The organism is Tomitella gaofuii (genome assembly GCF_014126825.1).
GTDB lineage: Bacteria > Actinomycetota > Actinomycetes > Mycobacteriales > Mycobacteriaceae > Tomitella > Tomitella gaofuii.
The window spans coordinates 601,191-621,545 of sequence record NZ_CP059900.1; the positions used below are offsets into that span (position 1 = coordinate 601,191).

The following is a 20,355-nucleotide window of genomic DNA, read 5'->3' on the forward strand; positions in this document are numbered from 1 at the left end:
CGCGGGGGCGGCGCAGGTTGTGGCGCGGAGCCGCCCGCACCGGCGTGCTACACGGCGTCGCGGGTACTGGCTTCGCGCACGTGCGGACGCTTCAGTAACATGTTCGTGATCTGCGTCGGCTACCCGGCGCGGGCGTGCGGCGGGGGTCGTCCCGGTGCACGCGCGCCGAGGGTGGCCGGCGGCGGAACCGAGGGCGCGGCGGCGCAGGAGGGCGCCGGGGTGTCCGCGTGCCTCGAGCGGGACTGACAGGAGTAGGGATGGAACTGATCGGCGACTTCTACGACGACAACGGGCAGGTGAGCCTCGACCCGGGGCGCACGCTGGTCGACTACGTCGAGGAGAACACCGTCACCTCCGCGGGGACGCTCGCCTACCGGTACATCGACTACTCGACGTCGCGGGACGGCGAGGTGCACGAGCTCACCTGGGAGCAGTTCGGGGTGCGGTCGCGTGCCATCGCCGCGCGCCTGCAGCAGGTCACGCAGCCGGGCGACCGCGTGGCGATCCTCGCGCCGCAGGGCCTCGACTACGTCATCTCCTTCTTCGCCGCGATCTATGCGGGCACCATCGCGGTGCCGCTGTTCGACCCGGACGAGCCCGGCCACGGCGATCGGCTCGAGGCAGTCCTGGGCGACTGCACGCCCGCCGCCATCCTCACCGCCACCGGCTCGGCTGCCGGCGTGCGCAAGCTGTTCCGGCACCTGCCGGCCAAGGAGCGCCCGCGGATCATCGCCGTCGACGCGATCCCCGACGATGTCGCGGACACCTGGACCCGCCCCGCGGCCGGACTGGATTCCATCGCGTACCTGCAGTACACCTCCGGCTCGACGCGCACGCCCGCCGGCGTGGAGATCACCCACCGCGGCGTGCTGACCAACGCGGCGCAGATGGCGGACGGCATCGGCCTCACGCTGGAGTCGCGGGGCGTCACCTGGCTGCCGCTGTTCCACGACATGGGCCTGCTCACCGTGATCCTCCCCGCTGTGGGCGGGCGGTACGTCACCATCATGTCGCCGCGCGCGTTCGTGCAGCGGCCCGGCCGCTGGATCCGCGAGCTGGCGGCCTCCGGCGACGGCGCCCCCACGTTCGCGGCGGCCCCCAACTTCGCCTTCGAGCACGCCGCCGTGCGCGGCCTGCCGAAGGACGGCGAGACGCTGGACCTCAGCAACGTGATCGGGCTGATCAACGGCTCCGAGCCGGTCACCACCACGTCCATGCGCAAGTTCAACGAGGCGTTCGAGCCGTACGGGCTCTCGCCGACGGCCATCAAGCCCAGCTACGGCATGGCGGAGGCGACGCTGTTCGTGTCCACCACGGAGGCCGCCACCGAGGCGCACGTGGTGTACGTGGACCGGACGGAGCTGGGGCGCGGGCGCATGACGCCGGTGGCCCAGGACGCGCCGGGCGCCGTGCCTCAGGTGGCGTGCGGGCATGTGGCGGTGAGCCAGTGGGCCGCCATCGTCGACCCGGACACCGGCGTGGAACAGGCCGACGGCCACGTGGGCGAGATCTGGCTGCACGGCGACAACATCGGCTTGGGGTACTGGGCCCGCCCCGGGGAGACCGAGCAGACCTTCCGCAATCGTCTGGTGAAGCGCATCGAGGACGGCACCCACGCGCAGGGCGCGCCCGACGACGCCCAGTGGATGCGCACCGGCGACTTCGGCGTGTACTTCGACGGACAGCTGTTCATCACCGGCCGCGTCAAGGACCTCGTCATCGTCGACGGCCGCAACCACTACCCGCAGGACCTCGAGATCACCGCCCAGGAGGCGTCCGCGGCCATCCGCCCCGGCTTCGCGGCGGCGTTCGCGGTGCCGCTCAACCAGCTGCCGCCGGAGGTGTTCGGGCACGCCGGCAGTGGGCTCACTCCGGACCGCGACGACGCTTCCGAGCAGCTCGTGGTGGTGGCCGAGCGTGCACCCGGCAAGGGCAAGGCCGACCCGGTCCCCATCGCGGACGCGGTGCGCGGCGCGATCTCCACCCGGCACGGCGTCACCGCCCGGGACGTGCTGCTCGTTCCGGCGGGGTCGATCCCGCGGACGTCGAGTGGCAAGATCGCAAGACGGGCCTGCAAGGCGGCCTACATCGAGGGCACGCTGCGCGGCGGCTACACGCAGCAGGCCTTCCCGGACAGCCACGAGTAGCAGCGGGCCCGGTGGTACGGCACCACCGCAGCGGTGCCCGGCGGGGCCCCGCACACGCACGACACCCGACGAACACATGAAGCAGGTGGCATGACGGACAGCCGGTCGGACAACACCGCAGGGCCAGTGCAGGGCGCGGGGGGTGACAGCGCCGTGCCGATGACGGTGGGCGAACTGCGGGCCTGGCTGGTCGACTGGGTCGTGGAGGCCACGGGCCTGGCGCGCGCCGAGGTGGACGAGCACCGCCCGATGGAGGAGTTCGGCCTGTCGTCCCGCGACGCGGTGGCGCTCAGCGGCGAGATCGAGGACCGCGTGGGCACCGTCCTCGACGCCACCATCGTCTACCAGCACCCCACCATCGCCTCGCTGGCGCAGCGGATCGTCGACGGCCCGGCGGCGGACGAGGCGCTGCCGCTGGACGACGCGTACTTCCTGCAAGGCGGCGGCATCGGCGGGGCCGACGCCCACGACGTCGCCATCGTGGGCGTGGCCACCCGGTTCCCCGGCGCCGGCAGCACCCCGGGCGAGATGTGGGAGATGCTGGCCGCGGGCCGCGACGGCATCGGCGACCTGCCGGACGGCCGCTGGGACGAGTACCGCGCGGACCCGGCGGTGGCGGCCGCCATCGCCGCGGCGAACACCCGCGGCGGTTACCTGGACGACGTCAAGGGGTTCGACGCGGAGTTCTTCTCGATGTCGCCGCGCGAGGTCGAGCACGTGGACCCGCAGCAGCGCCTGGCGATGGAGCTCACCTGGGAGGCGCTCGAACACGCGCACCTGCCGGCGAACGAGCTGCGCGGCGAGCGCGTCGGCGTGTTCGTGGGCACCTCGGCCAACGACTACGCGCTGCTGGAGGCCGCCGATCCGGCGGTGTCGCACCCGTACGGGATCACCGGCAACTCCACGGCGATCGTCGCCAACCGCATCTCCTACTTCTTCGACTTCCGCGGCCCCTCGGTGGCGCTGGACACCGCGTGCTCGTCGTCGCTGGTGGCCGTGCACCAGGCGGTGCGTGCGCTGCGCTCGGGCGAGGCGGGGCTGGCAGTGGCCGGCGGCATCAACATGCTCGTCGCCCCGCCGGCCAGCCTCGGCTTCTCCGAGCTGGGCGTCATGGCCCCCGACGGCCGCATCAAGGCGTTCTCCGACGACGCCGACGGCATGATCCGCTCCGAGGGCGGCGGCATGCTGGTGCTCAAGCGTGTCGCGGACGCCGAGCGCGACGGCGACAGCATCCTCGCGGTGATCGCGGGCAGCGCGGTCAACCAGGACGGCCGCTCCAACGGTCTCACCGCGCCCAACCCGGAGGCGCAGGTGGACGTGCTGCGTCAGGCGTACCGGGACGCGGGCATCGTGCCCGCCCGGGTGGATTACATCGAGGCGCACGGCACCGGCACCGTGCTGGGCGACCCCATCGAGGCGGGCGCGCTGGGCCGGGTCGTGGGCGCGGGCCGCGCCGCCGATGCGCCGGCGCTGCTCGGCTCCGCCAAGACCAACTTCGGGCACCTCGAGGCGGCGGCCGGCGCGGCGGGGCTGATCAAGGTGGCGCTGGGCATGGCCCACGGCACCATTCCCGCGTCGCTCAACTTCCGCGCCCCCAACCCGCACATCGACTTCGACGCCGCGCACCTGCGCATGGTCACGGAGAACACCCCGTGGCCGCGGTACGGCGGCACGGCGGTGGCCGGCGTGTCCGGGTTCGGCTTCGGCGGCACCAACGCGCACGTGGTTCTCCGCGAGTACGTCCCCGCCGACGATGCGGCGGCAGGTGATGCGGCTCCGGACAATGCGGCTCCGGACAATGCGGCTCCGGACAACGCGGAGTCGGGCGAAGCAGCACCGGCCGGCACTGCGGACGCGGACACGGCGGAGACCGTGCTGCTGGCGGTGTCGGGCCCGATGCCGTCGCGTCGCCGCCGCGCCGCCGCCGAGCTGGCCAACTGGCTCGAGACGGCGGAGGGCAGCCGTACCCCGTTGGCGGACGTCGGTCGTACCCTGTCGCGGCGCAACCACGGGCGTTCCCGTGCCGTGGTGCTCGCCGCCACCCGCTCCGAGGCGATCGCCGGGTTGCGGGCCGTGGCGGCCGGCAAGCCCGCGCCCCACGTCCTCGTCGCCGATGGACCCGCCGCGGAGGGGCCCATCTGGGTGTACTCCGGTTACGGCTCGCAGCACCGCAAGATGGCCAAGCAGCTGTACCAGGCCAACGCGGTGTTCCGCGCCGCCATCGACGAGATCGACGAGTACATCGACGCCGAGTCCGGCTTCCGGATCGGTGAGATGATCATGGACGACGCCCAGGACTACGGCATCGAGACCTCGCAGGTGGGGATCTACGCCATCCAGGTGGCGCTGTCGATGCTGCTGCGTCACCACGGCGCGGAGCCGGCCGGCGTGCTGGGGCACTCGATGGGGGAGGCGTCCGCCGCCTACGTCTCCGGGGGGCTGTCCCTCGAGGACGCCACACGGGTGATCTGCGTGCGCTCACGGCTCATGGACGAGGGTGAGAAGACCGTCACCGGCGACGACATCCGCAAGATGGCGATCGTCGAGTACAGCGCGGCCGAAATCCACGATGCGCTCAGCGAGTTCCCCGACCTGGAGGTGTGCGTCTACGCGGCACCGGAACAGACGGTGATCGGCGGGCCCGAGCCGCAGGTGCAGGCGATGGTGGCGCGGTGCGAGGAACTGGGCAAGTTCCACCACGTGCTCAAGACCAACGCCGCCAGCCACACCTCGCAGGTGGACCCGATCCTCGGCGAGCTGGTGGCCGAGCTGGCCGGGCTGGAGACCTTCCCGCTCACGACGGCCCTGTTCTCCTCGGTGCACGAGGGGCAGCGGTTCCCCGCCGGCACCGACGGGCTGCACGACGAGGCCCACTGGTCGAAGAACATGCGGCACAGCGTGTACTTCGATCAGGGCGCCAAGAATGCGCTGGCCGCCGGGCACACGACGTTCGTCGAGTTCGCGCCCAACCCGGTCACGCTCATGTCCATCGCCATGACCTCCTTCGACGCGGGCGTCACCGAGCCGCAGCTGATCCAGACGCTCAAGCGCAAAGAAGACGAGCCGCTGAACGTGCTGCGGGCGCTGGCATCGCTGTACGTGCACGGCCACAAGGTGGACCTGACGACACTGTTCGCGCCCGGGTCGTATGCCGACCTGCCGCGGACGCCGTGGCTGCGCAAGCAGCTGTGGGTGGACGTGCGCGTGGGCGGCGGGGGAGCCGGACGCATCCCCGGCACCCACGTGGCGCTGCCCGACGGCCGCCACGCCTGGGAGATCGCCGCGTCGGCGGTGCCCGACGCCAACGGCCTGGTGCTGGCCGCGGCCGGGCAGCTGCTGTCGGAACCGGCGCTCGGGGCGGTGCAGCACCACGGCGACATCGACGGCGCGGACACCCTGACCACCACGCTGACCCCGCACCTGGGCGGCGCGTCGGTGCAGGTGCACGCGCGCGGCGCGGACGGTGCCTTCCGGCTGCTCACGGAGGCGGTCGTCACCTCCCCGGCGCCGCTGCCCGAGCGGGCGGTGCTCGCTCCGCAGGCGGTGACGGGCGCGGCGGGGGCCGTGGATGCGGCGGACGACGAGTTCGCCGACGACGAGTCCGCGCCCGAGCGGTGGGATCCGGACGGGCCGGTCGGCCTGGAGGACAGGCTCACCCAGATCGTCGCCGAGTCCATGGGTTTCGCGGCCGAAGACCTGCCGCGGGAGATCCCGCTCATCGAGCTGGGCCTGGATTCGCTCATGGCCGTGCGCATCAAGAACCGCGTGGAGTACGAGTTCGACATCCCCCAGCTGCAGCTGCAGGCGGTGCGCGACGCCAACCTGCAGGAGGTGGCCGGCTACCTGCGGTACGCGGTGGACAACCGCGACGAGGTGGCCGCGCTGGCCGAGCAGCAGCAGCGCGAGGCCGAAACCGCGGCTGAAACGGCCGAAACCGCAACAGGCACGGACGGAGCGGCGGCTGCAGAGGGGGCCGAAACCGCGGCAGCTCCGGCCGCCGCGGCGCCCGCCGCCGACAAGGCCCAGGACGTGCCCCCGCGCGACGCGGCCGAGCGGCTGACCTTCGGCACGTGGGCCCTGGTCGTCGGGCGCTCCGCGAAGGGCATCTTCACGCCGCTCGAGACGCTCGACGACGCGGCGGCCGAGGCGCTTGCCGCGCGGCTCACCGAACGTGCGGGCGGGGAGATCACCGTGGAGCAGGTCCGCTCCGCCGGCACCATCGAAGACCTGTCGAACCCGGGTCCGCGAGCATCTCGAGGGCGGCGACGTGGGCCTGGTGCGCACGCTGCGTGCCCGTCCCGAGGGCGGCGACGCGACCCCCGTGTTCGTCTTCCATCCGGCCGGCGGCTCCACCGTCGTCTACGAGCCGCTGCTGCGCCGGTTGCCCGAGGGCACGCCGATGTACGGGTTCGAGCGGGTCGAGGGCGAAATCGCCGAGCGCGCCGAGCAATACCTGGCACCGCTGCGGGAGATCCAGCCGCACGGCCCGTACGTGCTCGCGGGCTGGTCGCTGGGCGGCGTGCTCGCCTACGCGGTGGCCAAGCTGCTGCGCGACGCCGGTGAGGAGGTGGCGCTGGTGGGGCTCATCGACGTGGTCATGCCCGGCGAGCCGATCCCCGACACCGAAGACGAGCGTCGCGCCCGCTGGAACCGCTACATCGCCTTCGCGGAGAAGACCTACGGCGTCGAGGTGCCGTTGCCGGTGGACGAGCTGGCGAAGACCGACGACGAGGGCGCGGTGAAGATCCTCATGGACATGCTCTCGGGCGTGGAGCTGCCGATCCCCGGCGGCGTCATCGAGCACCAGCGCACCTCGTTCCTGGAGAACCGGGCGCTGGCCCGGGCGGCGGCGAACCTCACCGAGTACGACGGCCCCGCCGTGCTCTACATGGCGGACAGCTACCACGAGGGCGCCATCGAGCTCGAACCCGCGTACGCGACCCGCGCCGCGGACGGCGGTTGGGGCGGCGTGCTGCCGGACCTCGAGGTGGTGCAGGTCGGCGGCGACCACCTCGCCATCGTCGACGAGCCCTACATTGCGAAGGTCGGCGCCCACATGGGGCGGCGACTGCGCGAGATCGAGTCGCGCCGCGGCGCGGCGGACGGCCAGAAGGAGTGAACGAGTGGTGACCACGACGGCGGACAAGCTGGCCGAGCTGCGGGAGAAGCTCGACAAGGCGCGTGAGCCCGGCAGCCCCCGCGCCATCGAGCGTCGCCGGTCGGCGGGCCGGCCCAGCGCGCGCCAGCGCATCGAATCGCTGCTCGACCCCGGGTCCTTCCAGGAGATCGGGGCGCTCGCGAAATCGCCCGGCAACGCCGACAACCCCTTCGGCGACGGCGTCGTCACGGGGCACGGCACGGTGGAGGGCCGCCCCGTCGCGGTGTTCTCGCATGACCAGACCGTCTTCGGCGGCAGTATCGGCGAGGCGTTCGGCCGCAAAGTCGTGGCCACCATGGAGCACGCCGCCAAGGTGGGGTGCCCGATGATCGGCATCAACGATTCGGGCGGCGCGCGCGTGCAGGACGCCGTCACCTCGCTGGCCTGGTATGCCGAGATGGGCCCGCGGCACGCGCAGCTGGTGGGCGTGGTGCCGCAGATCTCGATCATGCTGGGCAACTGCGCGGGCGGCGCGGTGTATTCGCCCATCAACACCGACGTCGTCGTGGCCACGGCCGAGTCGCACATGTTCGTCACCGGGCCCGAGGTCATCCGTTCGGTCACCGGCGAGGACATCACCCTCGAGGAGCTCGGCGGCGCCTACCAGCAGCTCAAGAACGGCAACGTCCACCACGTGGCCAAAGACGAGGCCGAGGCGTTCGCGTGGGTGCGCGAATACCTCAGCTATATGCCGTCCAACGCCTTCGAACAGCCGCCCGTGGTCAACCCGGGGCTCGAGCCGGAGGTCACCGACAGCGACCTCGAGCTCGACGCGATCATCCCGGATTCCGACAACTCCGGGTACGACATGCACGACGTCATCGTGCGCATCTTCGACGACGGCGCCTTCCACGAGATGGCCGCCCAGACGGCGAACAACGTCATCACCGGGTTCGCGCGCATCGACGGCCGCCCGGTGGGCGTGGTGGCCAACCAGCCGATGTTCCTCTCCGGCGCCCTCGACGCCGAGGCCGCGGACAAGGCGACCCGGTTCGTGCGGCTGTGCGACGTGTACTCGATCCCGCTCGTGTTCCTCGTCGACACCCCCGGGTTCCTGCCCGGCGCGGAGCAGGAGCGCATCGGCGTCATCCGCCGCGGCGGCCGGTTCCTGTTCTCGTTCGTCGAGGCGACGGTGCCCAAGGTGACGGTGGTCATCCGCAAGGCGTACGGCGGCGGATACGCGGTGATGGGCTGCAAGCAGCTCGGCGCCGACCTCAACTTCGCCTGGCCCACCGCCCGCATCGCGGTGATGGGGGCCGAGGGCGCGGTGACCCTGCTGCGCAAGCGCGAGATCGAGGCGGCCGGTGAGAAGGGCGAGGAGCTCAAGGCGCAACTGATCAAGATGTACAACGAGTTCATCGCCACCCCGTATGTGGCGGCCGAGCGCGGGTACATCGACGGGGTCATCGAGCCGTCGTCCACCCGGCTGGAATTGCGCAAGGCCTTCCGGCTGCTGCGCGACAAGCACGTGGTCGAACCGCAGCGCAAGCACAAGCTCATGCCGGTGTAGCGGCGGCCGGCGCGACAGGACCCGCGCGCCGGTTCTCCCGCCGATCGCGGGTGAACCGGCGCGCGGGCTTTTGGTGCGTGCGGGGGCGCCGTCGCTACACGGCGGGCGCGAGGACGCGCCCGATCCGCCCGCGCGCCCGCGAGAACAGCAGCGCATCGACGCTGATGCGCCCGGCCCCGGCGGCTGCGAGCCCCAGTGCGCCGGCCCCCAGGGCCAGCGCGAGCTCGTATCCGCCGTCGCCCACCCAGAGCCCGTTGCCGATGTGGGCGACGAGGATCGCGCCGATCATGTCGGCGGCCAGCAGGATTCCGGCGAGCGGTACGAGCAGCCCCGCGATGAGGGTCGCGCCGCCGAGGATCTCCACCCAGGTGGCCAGGAACGCCGTCACGTCCGGCAGGGGCGCCCCCATGGAGTCGAAGGCGGCGGCGGTACCGTCGTGGCCCCAGGTGTTGAGCTTCTGCAGTCCGTGGGCGAGGAAGACGGCTCCGATGCCCACGCGGGCGAGCAGGAGCACGATCGATCGGACGGAGCCGGTGGGTCGGTTCATGGAGGTGGATCCCCTCACGTTGCGGTCCGGCGGGGAGGGAACCGGCGGCTCCGCGGCCTCGCGCCGAGAATTGGTTGATGCTTCATCTAACTAGGGCGAGCGTAGAGGTTGAAACTTGAAGCGTCAAGTGATCCGCCGTAGTCTGGGCCCGTGGAACACACGGAGCGGCAGGACGCGGAGACGGCCGGGGCGGGGGCCGGCGAGCCACGCTGGCTCGACGCCGAGGAGCTCGAGGCGTGGGTGCAGGTGGCCATGCTGATGATGCACCTGCCCGGCGAGCTGGACGCGCAGCTCCTGCGCGATTCGCACCTCACGCACTTCGAGTACGAGGTGCTGTCCCGGCTCTCGGAGGCGCAGGAGCGGAGCCTGCGCATGAGCACCCTCGCGACGCTGGCAGGGGGTTCGCTGTCCCGGCTCTCCCACGTGGTCAAACGGCTGCAGGACCGGGGATGGGTGGAGCGTCATCCGTGCCCCGAGGACCGGCGCGTCACCTTCGCGTGCCTCACCGATGCGGGCTACGACGTGGTGGTGCAGGCGGCTCCGGGGTACGTGGAGAACGTACGCCGCCTGGTCGTGGACAAGCTCACGCGCGCACAGCTCGGTGAGCTGATCGGGATCGGCCGGCGGCTCAACGACACGATCGAACGCATCGTCTGACCGAGCCGACGCGAACCGCCCCGCACTCCGAAACCGGGGTGCGGGGCGGTTCGCGTCGGAGGCGGGGTCAGCCCCAGCCGTGCCGGATCGGACCCGGCGACCAGAGTCCGGAGCGTGTCGCGGTGCCCAGGTCCAGCTCCGCGACCGTGCTGTCCGGCACCCGCAGCGAGAACTTCTCGAGCGAGCCCCAATCGCGGCCCCAGTCATTGTCCTGGTACGCAGGCACCGTCTCCGCGGTGAGCAGCAGTCCCGTCCAGCCGAGCGGACCGCCACCGTAGGCGTCCTGCCAGGTGTTGGTGGAGCTCACGGCCAGGCCCCTGTCGGGCAGCACGCGGAACTTCGGGATCTCCGCGATGCCGTTGAGATGGTTGAACGGCCGCAGGCACGGGAACGCCAGTGCCACCGCCCAGTCCAGCAGCACCGGAGTGGTCGAGCCGACATAGCTCTGCATCGTCTCGAGCTGCGCGATGCGCGGCGGCGTGAAGGCCAGCCACTCGTTGAGCGCCGGGTTGGAGTCGTACGCGAGGATCTGCACCGCGTCGGCCCCCTTGGGCGCGCGTTCCATGGGCAGCCGGAGGTTGCGCCACGACGGGTCCGGGCCGGTGTCCATCATCGCGATGGGCGAACCGACCGCGGTGACGGAGCCATCCGGATTCGTGGTGCCGAAGAGCACCTGGAAGTTCGCGGGGTTGATGCGCCCGGCCGCGGAGATCACCAGCAGCTGGTCGTCGGCCCGCGGCGGCAGCTGGTACCACGACGACACCGCATGCGAAATGGGCTGGTCGGCGGTGTGGAAGCTGCCGATGACCGGCGTCGTGTCCGGGTTCAGGCCGAACGGCAGCCGCGCCAGCGAGCCGTTGATGCCCGGCTCGGCGATGAGGCCGCCGCCGGTGCCGGCGCTGTTGGACTTGGTGTTGGACTGCTCGCCGGTGCCGACCACGCCCGGCTGCACGTACTCCTTGTCCGAGGTGAGGTCGGTGGGGATGCCGTTGGGCCCGAAGTTCTCGTTGAGGAATCCGCTGAGGGCGGCGGCCGGCTCCGCGCCGATGGGCGTGAGCATGCCGGCGTTGGCGTCCGGTTCGACCAGGATCTGGTCGCCCTGTGCACAGGGATTGCCCGTGAGCGCGCGCAGGTTGCCCTTGCCGACCGTGTACGCCGGATACTGGATGGCCATCCCGGCGGCCATCGACAACGTCTCGATGAGCACCATGAACGCGGCCGTCACCGTCAGCGGGGCGGCCAGGAGCCCGTCGAACCTGCCGCGCAGCAGCCGGCGAGTCCGCGGCTCCTCTCCGCGTGCCCGGGCGGCGAGGATGTACGGCTCGCGGTAGTGCAGGTACAGCGCCACCAGCAGGGAGAGCACCGTGAGCGCGATGAAGACGTCGGCGAAGGCGATGCCCGCCAGCTGCGGCTTCTCGCCGCCCCACGGTATGCCGTAGTTCGAGACGTACCACCAGCTATTCGATGATTCGAAGCTGATCGCCATGACGAACATCAGGGCGGCCACGAACAGGGCGCGGTTGCGGCCCGACCGCAGCGCGGACGAGAGGATGGCGAGCGTCGTCAGCGCCGCCAGCGCCCCCGCGAGGCCCGCGTACACGCCGAAGTGGTGGCTCCACTTGGTGGGGTTGAACATCATCAGCGCCAGCGACATCGCGGTGATGCCGACGATGCGGCGGCTCGGCCCCAGCGCCACCCCGGGGATGGCGCGCTTGCGGTAGAGCATCGCCGCGCAGACGATGAGGCACAGCAGCATCGAGAACACGGCGAACCGGCGGGAGATGGAGCCGTCCGGCGAGAACGTCATCAGCGCCTCGTACCGCAGGTACTCCATGTACCACTCCTCGGACGGGCCGAGGTCGGTCTTCATGTCCGTCGCCTGCAATACGGACTTGATGGTGGTGTCGCCGAAGACGAGCACCAGCACCACGGTGCCGGAGGCCAGCAGCGGCCCCAGCGTGGCCAGCCAGCCCACCTGTTTGGCGCGTCCGATGATGATCTGCAGCATCGGGCGCGAGCCGGCGATGAGCGCGGCGATGCAGATGGTGCCCGTCGGGCCGACGGACAGCGTGAACGAGGCGATGAGCAGCGCGGCCGCGATGGGCAGCACGCGGCGGGTGGCGATCGCGCGCTCCACCGAGCACCAGGTGAGCAGCGCGCCGAGCGCGATGTAGGGCTCGGGCCGCAGGCCGTTGTTGAACGGCATCCAGAAGGCCAGGAACACCAGGCCCGCCGTCCACGTGACGAGGCTGCGGCGCCGCGCAAGCCGTCCCAGTCGCGGGATCACCTCCCGGCTGATGACCATCCAGCATAGGATCCCGGCGATCAGGGCGGGCAGGCGCAGCAGCGGGCTGGCCGTGGAGATGTGCGAGAGCGCCGTGAACATGTAGTACGACATGCCGAACGGGGCTTCCGGGGCGGCGAACCACCGGTAGTAGTTCGACATGTAACCGGAGTGCTCGGCGGCGCGCGCCATCGTCATGATGTAGCCGTCGTCGGCCGTGTTGGCGCCGATGAAGTGCCAGATCACGAGCACGCCGATGACGAGCAGGTCCTTGAGGTCGAAACGCCACCACCGGGATGGCAGGAAACGACGGTGCTTGCGGCCGTCCACCGCGTCGAAGCGGCTCAACGCCACCAGCGACGAGATCGTCAGCAGCACGGCGAAGATCATCGCCAGGCCCTTGAGAAGGGTGGGCGTGGTGGAGTAGCGGCTATCGATCTCGGCGCTGAAGTGCAGACCCTGGGGCACGGCGCCGGTCAGATCGGTGTACACGCCGACGATCTGCGGGCGCACATCGCCGGACACCGTGCCGGTCACGGGGGTGCCGTCCGCGTTCGTCAGCCCCGTGAACGTGCCCACGGTGCGCTCGGGGTTCGAGTCGATGGTCAGCTCGGAGCAGGCCCCCGGCGCGGCGACGGCGTCGACCGGCGCCTGGACGACCAGGTGATTGCGGGTGCGCACCTGCACCGAGCCGTCGTCGACCGTGACGAACAGTCCGCGCGCATGCGCGTCCGCACCCGCCGAGGCGGGCGCGGTCGACAGCGCCACCGCGGTGCCGTCGCGCTCGGCGAGGTCGGCGATGGCGGTGCACGGGATCGTGGTGTCGAGCGTGATCGGCTGGTAGCCGACGGCGGGCGCGCTCACCGGGTTCAGCGACGCGTTCTGTGGCCAGTTCAGGTGCACCGTCGTCTGCGTGACCGGCAGCAGCGGGATGAGCAGGGCGAGCACGAAGCCCGCGAGCCCCGTGACCGCTGCGAGGAGCCTGGCGGTGCGCAGTCGGCGGCGCGCGTCGGCACGCGGTTCGTCGCTGGGCGGCTTGTCATTATCGGTCACGGCAGTGGGCACGTCCTGGCATCCTAGTCGGCCCGAACCGGCGCGGGCCCCGTGGTGGTGCGGGCCGGTTCAGGGGGTGGAACGGTCATTTCCTCACGATGACGGTGAACGGTCCGATCTCCGTCGTGGTGAACTCCGGGCTGTCGAACAGTGTGCGGGGGAATGTCACGGTGAAAACCTTGACGTTGGGGTCGTTGGGGTAGACGTCCGCGGACAGGCGGAGGGTGTAGCCGTCGGCGGAACTGCGCATGATGAACGCCTGCGGCGGCCGCCATGGGACGGAGTCGAGTGCGCTGATGAGCTCCGCGGCACTGTCCGCCCGGGACCACTGCTTGATCGCGTCGGTGCGCGCGGCGAAGTCGCCCAGCGGGTTGGCGTAGTGCGACGTGATCGCCTGGAACCCCAGGTACGGGTAGTAGCTGAGGAACGGGAAATCGGTGGTGAGCACGACAGTGTCGTCGCGCGGCGTGTCGACCTGGTCCATGATCGCGGCGTCGACCTCGTCGAAGTAGGCGGCGGCGCCCGGCGGGTACCGGTCGGCGCGTTCGCCGTAGCCGTCGGTGTCGGAGTACGCGATGGAGATCTCCGTCTGCAGCACCTGCGGGATGTTCTGGGCGAACATGATGGCCGCGACGACGCCGAGCACGGTGATCACGGTGCGGGTGCGGCGCGCGCGCACGTCGGCGACGGGGGCCGGCTGGTAGAGCCGGGCCCGGGCGACGGCCCACCGGGCGATGTCGAAGACGGCGAACACGCCCGCGGCGCCGAGCAACAGCAGCAGCACCGGTTCGAGGCGGAAGCTGAGCAGCGTCGAACCGAGCACCGTCCACGCCATCGACAGCAGCGTCCACAGGTAGATCGCCGCGACCGCGATGCCCAGCGCCTGGGCGCGCACCGAGGACCGGAACTTCAGCACAGTCCACAGCAGGCCCAGCAATGTGAGCGCGCCCAGCAGGCTCACGTTGAACATCGGCAGCGGCAGCAGCGCGCCCGACTCGGGGAGGTAGTGCATGGCCGTCGAGTCGACGGACGGATGGTCGAGCATCCGCAGCAGGTAGGGGGCCCACACGAGGAGGGCGATGAGCCCCGCGATCACCCCGGCGGCGACGAGGCGCGCCAGCGGCGACACGGCGCGGCGCAGGGCGGCGGGCGCGAGCATGCGGCGCCACAGCGGCACCGCGGCGGGGCCGGGTGTCGCGTCCCGGCCTTCCGCCTGCGCGTGCCGGTAGGCGGCGGCGACCGCGGCCGCCAGCGCCATGAGCACCACCGCGAAGGCGGCGAACGCCGTGTACAGCGTGTACATGCAGGCGGAGACGCCGAGGAACACCCCGGTGGCGATCACCGCGGCCCAGCCGGTGCGGCGGCGCGCCCCCGGGCGCAGCGACGCCCGCAGGCCCGACCAGGCGAGGACCATCACAGGGGGGATGAGCACGGCGACGATGGCGCCGTAGGCCTCCGGTGAGCCGTAGGCCAGCACGATCGCCGCCTGCGCCGTGGCGGTCATGACGGCCAGGTCGGCGCGGATGAGGCGCGACCACAGGGCGGCGGCCACGACGATCGCCACCGCGAGCGAACCGATGGCGTACGGCTTGTAGAACTCCCAGCCGGGCATGCCGAGCAGGTCGGCGAGCCGGCCGCCCACCCAGAACCAGCCGGCCGGGTAGTAGGAGGGCAGGTCCGCGTAGTTCATGTCGTGCAGCCCGGCCGTCGCCGTCATGCGCGTGAGGAACTGCGTGCGGAACTCCTGGTCGACGGAGATGCCGAACAGGTACAGGCGGGTGGCGGACAGCGGCACGGCGAGCGTGACGGTGGCGAACGCGGACAGCCCGGCCCAGGAGAGCAGCCGGCCGCCGCGGCTGCGCGCGTCCCGCCGCAGCAGCAGCACGCCCGCGGTGACCACCAGCAGCGCGGCCACCTGCAGCAGCGTGGTCAGCGCCTGCGCCATGTTGGAGGTGGTGAACGCGGGCAGGTTGGTGCGGTCGATGACGACCAGCCCGGCGCCCGTGACGACGGCCGCGACGATTCCCGCGCCCGTGAGCGTGCCGAGCGCGCCCCGCACCGGTCCACTCCCGCGGCGCGACGGCGTGCGGGAGGGCGCACCGGCAGGACCGGCGCCGCCGCTGTCGGTGGCGCCGGCCTGATGGTCGTCGCTGGTGGTCGCCGTCACGGCATCACACCGGGAGGCGCCGGAAGATCTTGCGCGGCACGTGCCGCAGCACCATCATCACGTAGCGGAAGGTGCCGGGCGCCCAGACGATCTCCTTGCCCTTGGCGGATGCGGACACGGCCAGCTTGGCCACGTCCTCCTTGTCGACGGTGAGCGGGGCTTCGTCGATGCCCGCGGACTTCCAGTAGTCGACGGTGGTCTGCGTGCGCACCTGACCGGGGCGGATGACGGTGACGTGCACCCCGCTCGGCGCGAGCGCCTCGCCCAGGCCCAGATAGAACCCGTCGAGCCCGGCCTTGGTGGAGCCGTAGACGAAGTTGGAGCGGCGCACGCGCTCGCCGGCCACCGAGGACATGGCGATGATGCGGCCGTGCCCCTGGGCCTTCATGTGCTCGCCGAGCAGCACGCCCACCGACACCGCGGCCGTGTAGTTGACGCCCGCGATGCGCACCGCCTTCGGCTGGCTCTGCCACAGCTCCTCGGCGTCGCCGAGCAGGCCGAAGGCCACCACCGCCACGTCGATGTCGCCGCCGTCGAACGCCTCGTCCATCATCGTCGGGTGGGCCTCGGTGTCGAGGGCTTCGAAGTCGACGATGCGCACGTCGGTGGCGCCCGCCGCGCGCAGGGCCTCGGCGGCCTCCGCACGGGGGGCCTCGGGCCGGTCGGCCAGCACCACCCGCAGCGGCGCCGTGGCCAGATACTCGGTGGCGATCGCCAGCGCGATCTCCGAGCAGCCGCCCAGCAGCAGCACGGACTTGGGGTTTCCTACGGCGTCGATCACTTGAGCTCCAGCCTCCTGGCCATATCGGACATGAACACCCCGGTCGGATCCACCTCGCGGCGCACGGCGATCCACTCGTCGATCCGCGGGTACATCGCGTGGAAGGTTTCCGCCGAGGTGCGCGAATCCTTCGCGGTGTACAGCCGGCCGCCGAACTCGAGCACCCGCCGGTCGAGCTCGGTGACGAACTCGTGCAGGCCCGGCTTGATGCGGAAGTCGACGCAGATGTTCCAGCCGGGCATGGGGAAGCTCAGCGGGGCCTTGTTGCCCTCGCCGAACAGCTTGAACACGTTGAGGAAAGAGTGGTGGCCGGAGGCCTGGATGTCGCGGATGATCCGCTTGAACTCCTCGACCGCCTCGGTGGGCACCACGAACTGGTACTGCAGGAACCCGGAGGGACCGTAGGCGCGGTTCCACTCCCCGAACAGGTCCAGCGGGTGATAGAACTGGGTCAGGTTCTGCACCTTGCCGCGGTAGGTGCCGGCCTTGCGGAACCACACCTCGCCGATGGCGCTGAAGGTGTACTTGTTGGCCAGCCCGTCGGGGAACACGTCCGGCAGCGTGAGCAGCGTCGGCGCGTCGAACTTCAGCGGATCCTTCTGCAGCTTCTTCGGCAGCTGGTCCAGCGTGGCCAGTGATCCGCGGGACACCGCCGCGCGGCCCAGCTTGGGCGGGGCGGCGATCGCGTCGAACCAGGCCGACGAGTAGTCGTACTGGTTTTCGCTGCCGTCGCTGTGCAGGGCGATGGTCTCGTCGAGCGTCTCGGTGCGGTCGCCGTCGGCGATGAAGTACGCCGTCTCCGTGCGCGTCATCCGGATGGTGGCACGCAGGATGATGCCGGTGAGCCCCATGCCGCCGACGGTCGCCCAGAACAAGGCGCCCTTGGGATCGTTCTTGCCGCCGCGGGGGGTGAGCCTGCGCACCTGGCCGTCCGCAGTGAGCAGGTCGATCGCCGTGACGTGGTCGCCGAAGCTGCCCGCACTGTGGTGATTCTTGCCGTGGATGTCCGAGCCGATGGCGCCGCCCACCGTCACCTGGCGCGTGCCCGGCAGCACCGGGACCCACAGGCCGAACGGCAGCGCCGCCTTCATCAGCTGGTCCAGAGAGACGCCGGCGTCCACGTCCACCAGGCGGGTGTCGCTGTCGATCCGGTGGATGCGGTTGAGCGGGGTCATGTCCACCACCAGGCCGCCCGCGTTCTGCGCCGGGTCGCCGTAGGAGCGGCCCAGGCCGCGGGCGATGACGCCGCGGCGCAGGTGCGGCGGCTTGTCGGCGGACCGGTCCGCGGCCTCTGCCACGGCGCGCGCGATGACGTCGACGTCGGGCGTGCTCAGGACCTGCGCCGTGCTGGCGGCCGTGCGGCCCCAGCCGGTGAGGCGGCGCGGCGTGGTCGAAAGCCGGCGGGAACGGGCGGCCTCCGCGGACGCGTCCGCGTCGCCGGTGGTGCTGCTGTCAGCGGTTGTGGACATCGGGTAGAGGCTACCGCGTGGTCACGAGGCGACGGCGGCACGTGGGGTGACGCACATGGCGGGCGGGGGCCCTGCGGCTACCCTGTCCCACGTGTCCGAAACCAGTCCGAGCGCCCGGGACCCGCATGCGCACGAGTACCCGATGCCCGCGGAGATCCCCGTCACCGACAACGTGGGCGCCACCGACCTGGGGCTGAAAACCCAGATCGTGCGGTTCATCATCACCGGAGCGCTGTCGGGGATCGTCGACTTCGGCCTCACCGTGCTGCTCATGCAGCTCGGCATGGGGCACACGCCCGCCAAGGCCGTCGGCTTCATCTGCGGCACCACCACGGCGTACCTGATCAACCGGCGCTGGACGTTCCAGGCGCCGCCGTCGACGGCGCGGTTCATCGCGGTGGCGGTGCTCTACGCGGTCACCTTCGTCGTGCAGGTGGGTCTGTTCGACGTGATGTTCACGGTGCTGCCGGAGGGGATCCTCTACACCTTCATCGCATACTGCGTGGCCCAGGGCACGGCCACCGTCATCAACTTCGTGGTGCAGCGGGTCGTCATCTTCAACATCAAGTGAGCAATCAGCCGTACAGCGACGGCGGGAATCGGCAGGGCCGGCGGACGGACCCGGAAGACGAGTGAGGCGACAGAGTGCAGACGGCGAACGCGCGCAGGCTGGTGCAGCGCAACCACTTCGCGGGACCCGAGGACTGGGTCAGCGAGGATCTCTACAGCAAGGTGACGCGTGGCGTGGCCCGCAGGCTGCGCTCCGAGATATCCCTGCAGCCCGGGGCGGTGGCCCACACCAACGCCTACTTCGGGCGCTTCGAGGCCTCCTACTGGCAGCGGTGGACGGGGGTGACCGCCGTGCGCGTGCGCGCCGAGGTGCGGGTGGGCCGCCCGGACTCGGCGGAGCCGGTGGGAGCGCACGGGACCGTGCGGGTGCGGGCATCGGACATCGCCGGCCACGAGCGCACGGTGGACTTCGCGCCCGTCGACGCCGCGCCCGGTGACGGGCCCGTCACCGTCGAGTTCGACGCGCCGATCGACAAGTTCCTCGACGGCGGGGCGATGTGGCTGGAGTTCCGCGCGGGCGACCTGCCGCTCACCGTCGCCGGCGTGCGCTGGACGGTCGGCGCCGACGACGCGCGCGAGGGGCGGCTGCCGAACGCCGTCGCGATCTGCACCTTCAACCGCGCCGACGACTGCGCGGCCACGGTGGCGGCCCTCGCGTCGGACCGGGAGGTGCTCGGCGTGACCGACCACGTCTACGTCACCGACCAGGGCGCCGACACCGTCGACTCGCGGCCGGCCTTCACCGGGGCCGCCGCCGTGCTGGGTGAACGCCTGCACTACCTGCGCCAGCCCAACCTCGGCGGCGCCGGCGGATTCAGCCGCGGCATGTACGAGGTGACCGGGCGCGCCGGCCAGGCGAACGTGCTGCTGATGGACGACGACGTCCGCGTCGAACCGGAGACGGTGCTGCGCATGACCGCGTTCGCAGACCACACCGCGTCGCCGATGCTCGTCGGCGCCCAGATGCTGTACCTCTACAACCCCGACTACCTGCTGCTGTCCGCGGAGGGCGACGACCTGTCCGTGCTCAAGGCCGGGCTGCCCGCCGACCCCGAGGCGCTGCACGACCAGTCGGTGATCGACAACGTGCAGGAGCGCCGCATCGACGCCCCCTACAACGCCTGGTGGTCGTGCCTGATCCCGGCGTCGGTGATCCGCGAGATCGGCCTGCCGATGCCGTACTTCTTCCAGTGGGACGACATCGAGTACGGCATCCGCGCGCGGGGGCGGGGCTTCCCCACCGTGACGCTGCCCGGGGCGTCGGTGTGGCACGCCGACTTCTACTGGAAGGACGGCGACGACTTCGGCCAGTTCTTCGGCCTGCGCAACTCCCTGATCACCGCGGCGGTCCACAGCGGCTTCGACGTGCGGGAGCTGAGCAAGGAGCTGTCGCGCCGGGTGCTCAGCACGATCGTCGCGATGCAGTACGGGTTCGCCGAGACGCTCCTGGCGGCCATCGACGCGTTCCTCGAAGGGCCGGACGTGCTCGGGGACGGCGGCCAGGAGCTGCTGGCACGCGTGCGCGAGCTGCGGGCGGGCCATCCGGAGACGCAGCGGCTGCCGGTGTCGGCGATGCCCGCCGCCGCCCCGATGCGCCGGGTCGTCGGGCCGCTGGACGAGGGCAAGGCGGACCTGGTGCTGGCCAAGAAGGCGGCGCGTCAGCTGTCCGGGCGCGTCGAGGCCGGCCCGGTGGCGATCCCGTACGAGGATGCGTTCTGGTGGCACGTGTCGGCGTTCGGCGAGGTGTATGTGACGGACGCGTCGCAGGCAGGGGTGCGCCGCAGGCGCCGGGACGCGGCGCAGGCGAAGGCCCTCACCAAGCGGCTGGCGTCCACCTTGCGGCGCTTCGTCGCGGAGGGGCCTGCCGCGCAGGACGCGTACCGTGCCGCCGTCCCGGAGCTGACGAGCAGGGAGAACTGGGCGCGCCTCTACGGGATCGGCCCCGCGGATACTACGGTATCGTGACCTGTATCACGGGGCGTGCGCGGCGCGCACCGTGAGCCGGTCGGCCC

General features: G+C 71.5%; 11 protein-coding genes and 1 pseudogene. 7 read left to right on the forward strand and 5 right to left on the reverse strand.

Annotated features, from left to right (window positions below; genetic code table 11):
• Positions 1–99 precede the first annotated feature (99 nt).
• From H4F70_RS02835 to H4F70_RS02850, 4 genes and pseudogenes are all read left to right on the forward strand, one after another.
• A complete protein-coding gene (locus H4F70_RS02835) occupies positions 100–246 on the forward strand; it encodes a hypothetical protein (protein ID WP_182358969.1) in 147 nt (48 codons plus the stop codon).
• 11 nt (positions 247–257) lie between these two features.
• Entirely contained in the window at positions 258–2,147 is a 1,890-nt protein-coding gene (gene fadD32 / locus H4F70_RS02840) for a long-chain-fatty-acid--AMP ligase FadD32 (protein WP_182358970.1), read from the forward strand.
• 159 nt (positions 2,148–2,306) lie between these two features.
• Positions 2,307–7,266: pseudogene (gene pks13 / locus H4F70_RS02845) on the forward strand (polyketide synthase Pks13).
• Positions 7,267–7,270: 4 nt separating this feature from the next.
• On the forward strand, positions 7,271–8,815 hold the full coding sequence (locus tag H4F70_RS02850) for an acyl-CoA carboxylase subunit beta (RefSeq protein WP_182358971.1): 1,545 nt from the start codon (positions 7,271–7,273) through the stop codon (positions 8,813–8,815).
• Positions 8,816–8,909: 94 nt separating this feature from the next.
• On the opposite strand, the gene H4F70_RS02855 is transcribed toward H4F70_RS02850, so the two are convergent.
• Positions 8,910–9,362 (reverse strand): DoxX family protein, encoded by a 453-nt coding sequence (locus H4F70_RS02855; protein WP_182358972.1) that lies wholly within the window; start codon positions 9,360–9,362, stop codon positions 8,910–8,912.
• A 252-nt stretch (positions 9,363–9,614) separates the two neighbouring features.
• Here H4F70_RS02855 and H4F70_RS02860 point away from each other — a divergent pair, with 252 nt between their 5' ends.
• Positions 9,615–10,019 (forward strand): MarR family winged helix-turn-helix transcriptional regulator, encoded by a 405-nt coding sequence (locus H4F70_RS02860; RefSeq protein WP_182360122.1) that lies wholly within the window; start codon positions 9,615–9,617, stop codon positions 10,017–10,019.
• Positions 10,020–10,086: 67 nt separating this feature from the next.
• Here the strand turns inward: H4F70_RS02860 and H4F70_RS02865 are convergent, their stop codons facing one another.
• The 4 genes from H4F70_RS02865 to H4F70_RS02880 all read right to left on the reverse strand — a co-directional run bounded on the left by H4F70_RS02865 (position 10,087) and on the right by H4F70_RS02880 (position 17,773).
• Positions 10,087–13,368, reverse strand: coding sequence for an arabinosyltransferase domain-containing protein (locus tag H4F70_RS02865; RefSeq protein ID WP_182358973.1), 3,282 nt, complete (start codon positions 13,366–13,368; stop codon positions 10,087–10,089).
• Between the two features lie 73 nt (positions 13,369–13,441).
• Positions 13,442–15,415 (reverse strand): arabinofuranosyltransferase, encoded by a 1,974-nt coding sequence (locus H4F70_RS02870; RefSeq protein ID WP_182360123.1) that lies wholly within the window; start codon positions 15,413–15,415, stop codon positions 13,442–13,444.
• Positions 15,416–15,527: 112 nt separating this feature from the next.
• The gene (locus H4F70_RS02875; RefSeq protein ID WP_182358974.1) at positions 15,528–16,304 is read right to left on the reverse strand and encodes a decaprenylphospho-beta-D-erythro-pentofuranosid-2-ulose 2-reductase; all 777 of its coding nucleotides are present in this window, start codon (positions 16,302–16,304) and stop codon (positions 15,528–15,530) included.
• Positions 16,301–17,773, reverse strand: a complete 1,473-nt coding sequence (locus H4F70_RS02880) for a decaprenylphosphoryl-beta-D-ribose oxidase (RefSeq protein ID WP_182358975.1) — start codon at positions 17,771–17,773, stop codon at positions 16,301–16,303. The genes H4F70_RS02875 and H4F70_RS02880 overlap by 4 nt, the downstream gene beginning before the upstream one ends.
• Positions 17,774–17,864: 91 nt before the next feature.
• Here H4F70_RS02880 and H4F70_RS02885 point away from each other — a divergent pair, with 91 nt between their 5' ends.
• Positions 17,865–18,344: a GtrA family protein gene (locus tag H4F70_RS02885; protein WP_235681307.1), complete on the forward strand. Its 480-nt coding sequence runs from the start codon at positions 17,865–17,867 to the stop codon at positions 18,342–18,344.
• Positions 18,345–18,418: 74 nt separating this feature from the next.
• Complete coding sequence (locus tag H4F70_RS02890) at positions 18,419–20,308, forward strand: glycosyltransferase (RefSeq protein WP_182358976.1); 1,890 nt, start codon at positions 18,419–18,421, stop codon at positions 20,306–20,308.
• The last annotated feature ends 47 nt before the right edge of the window (positions 20,309–20,355 follow it).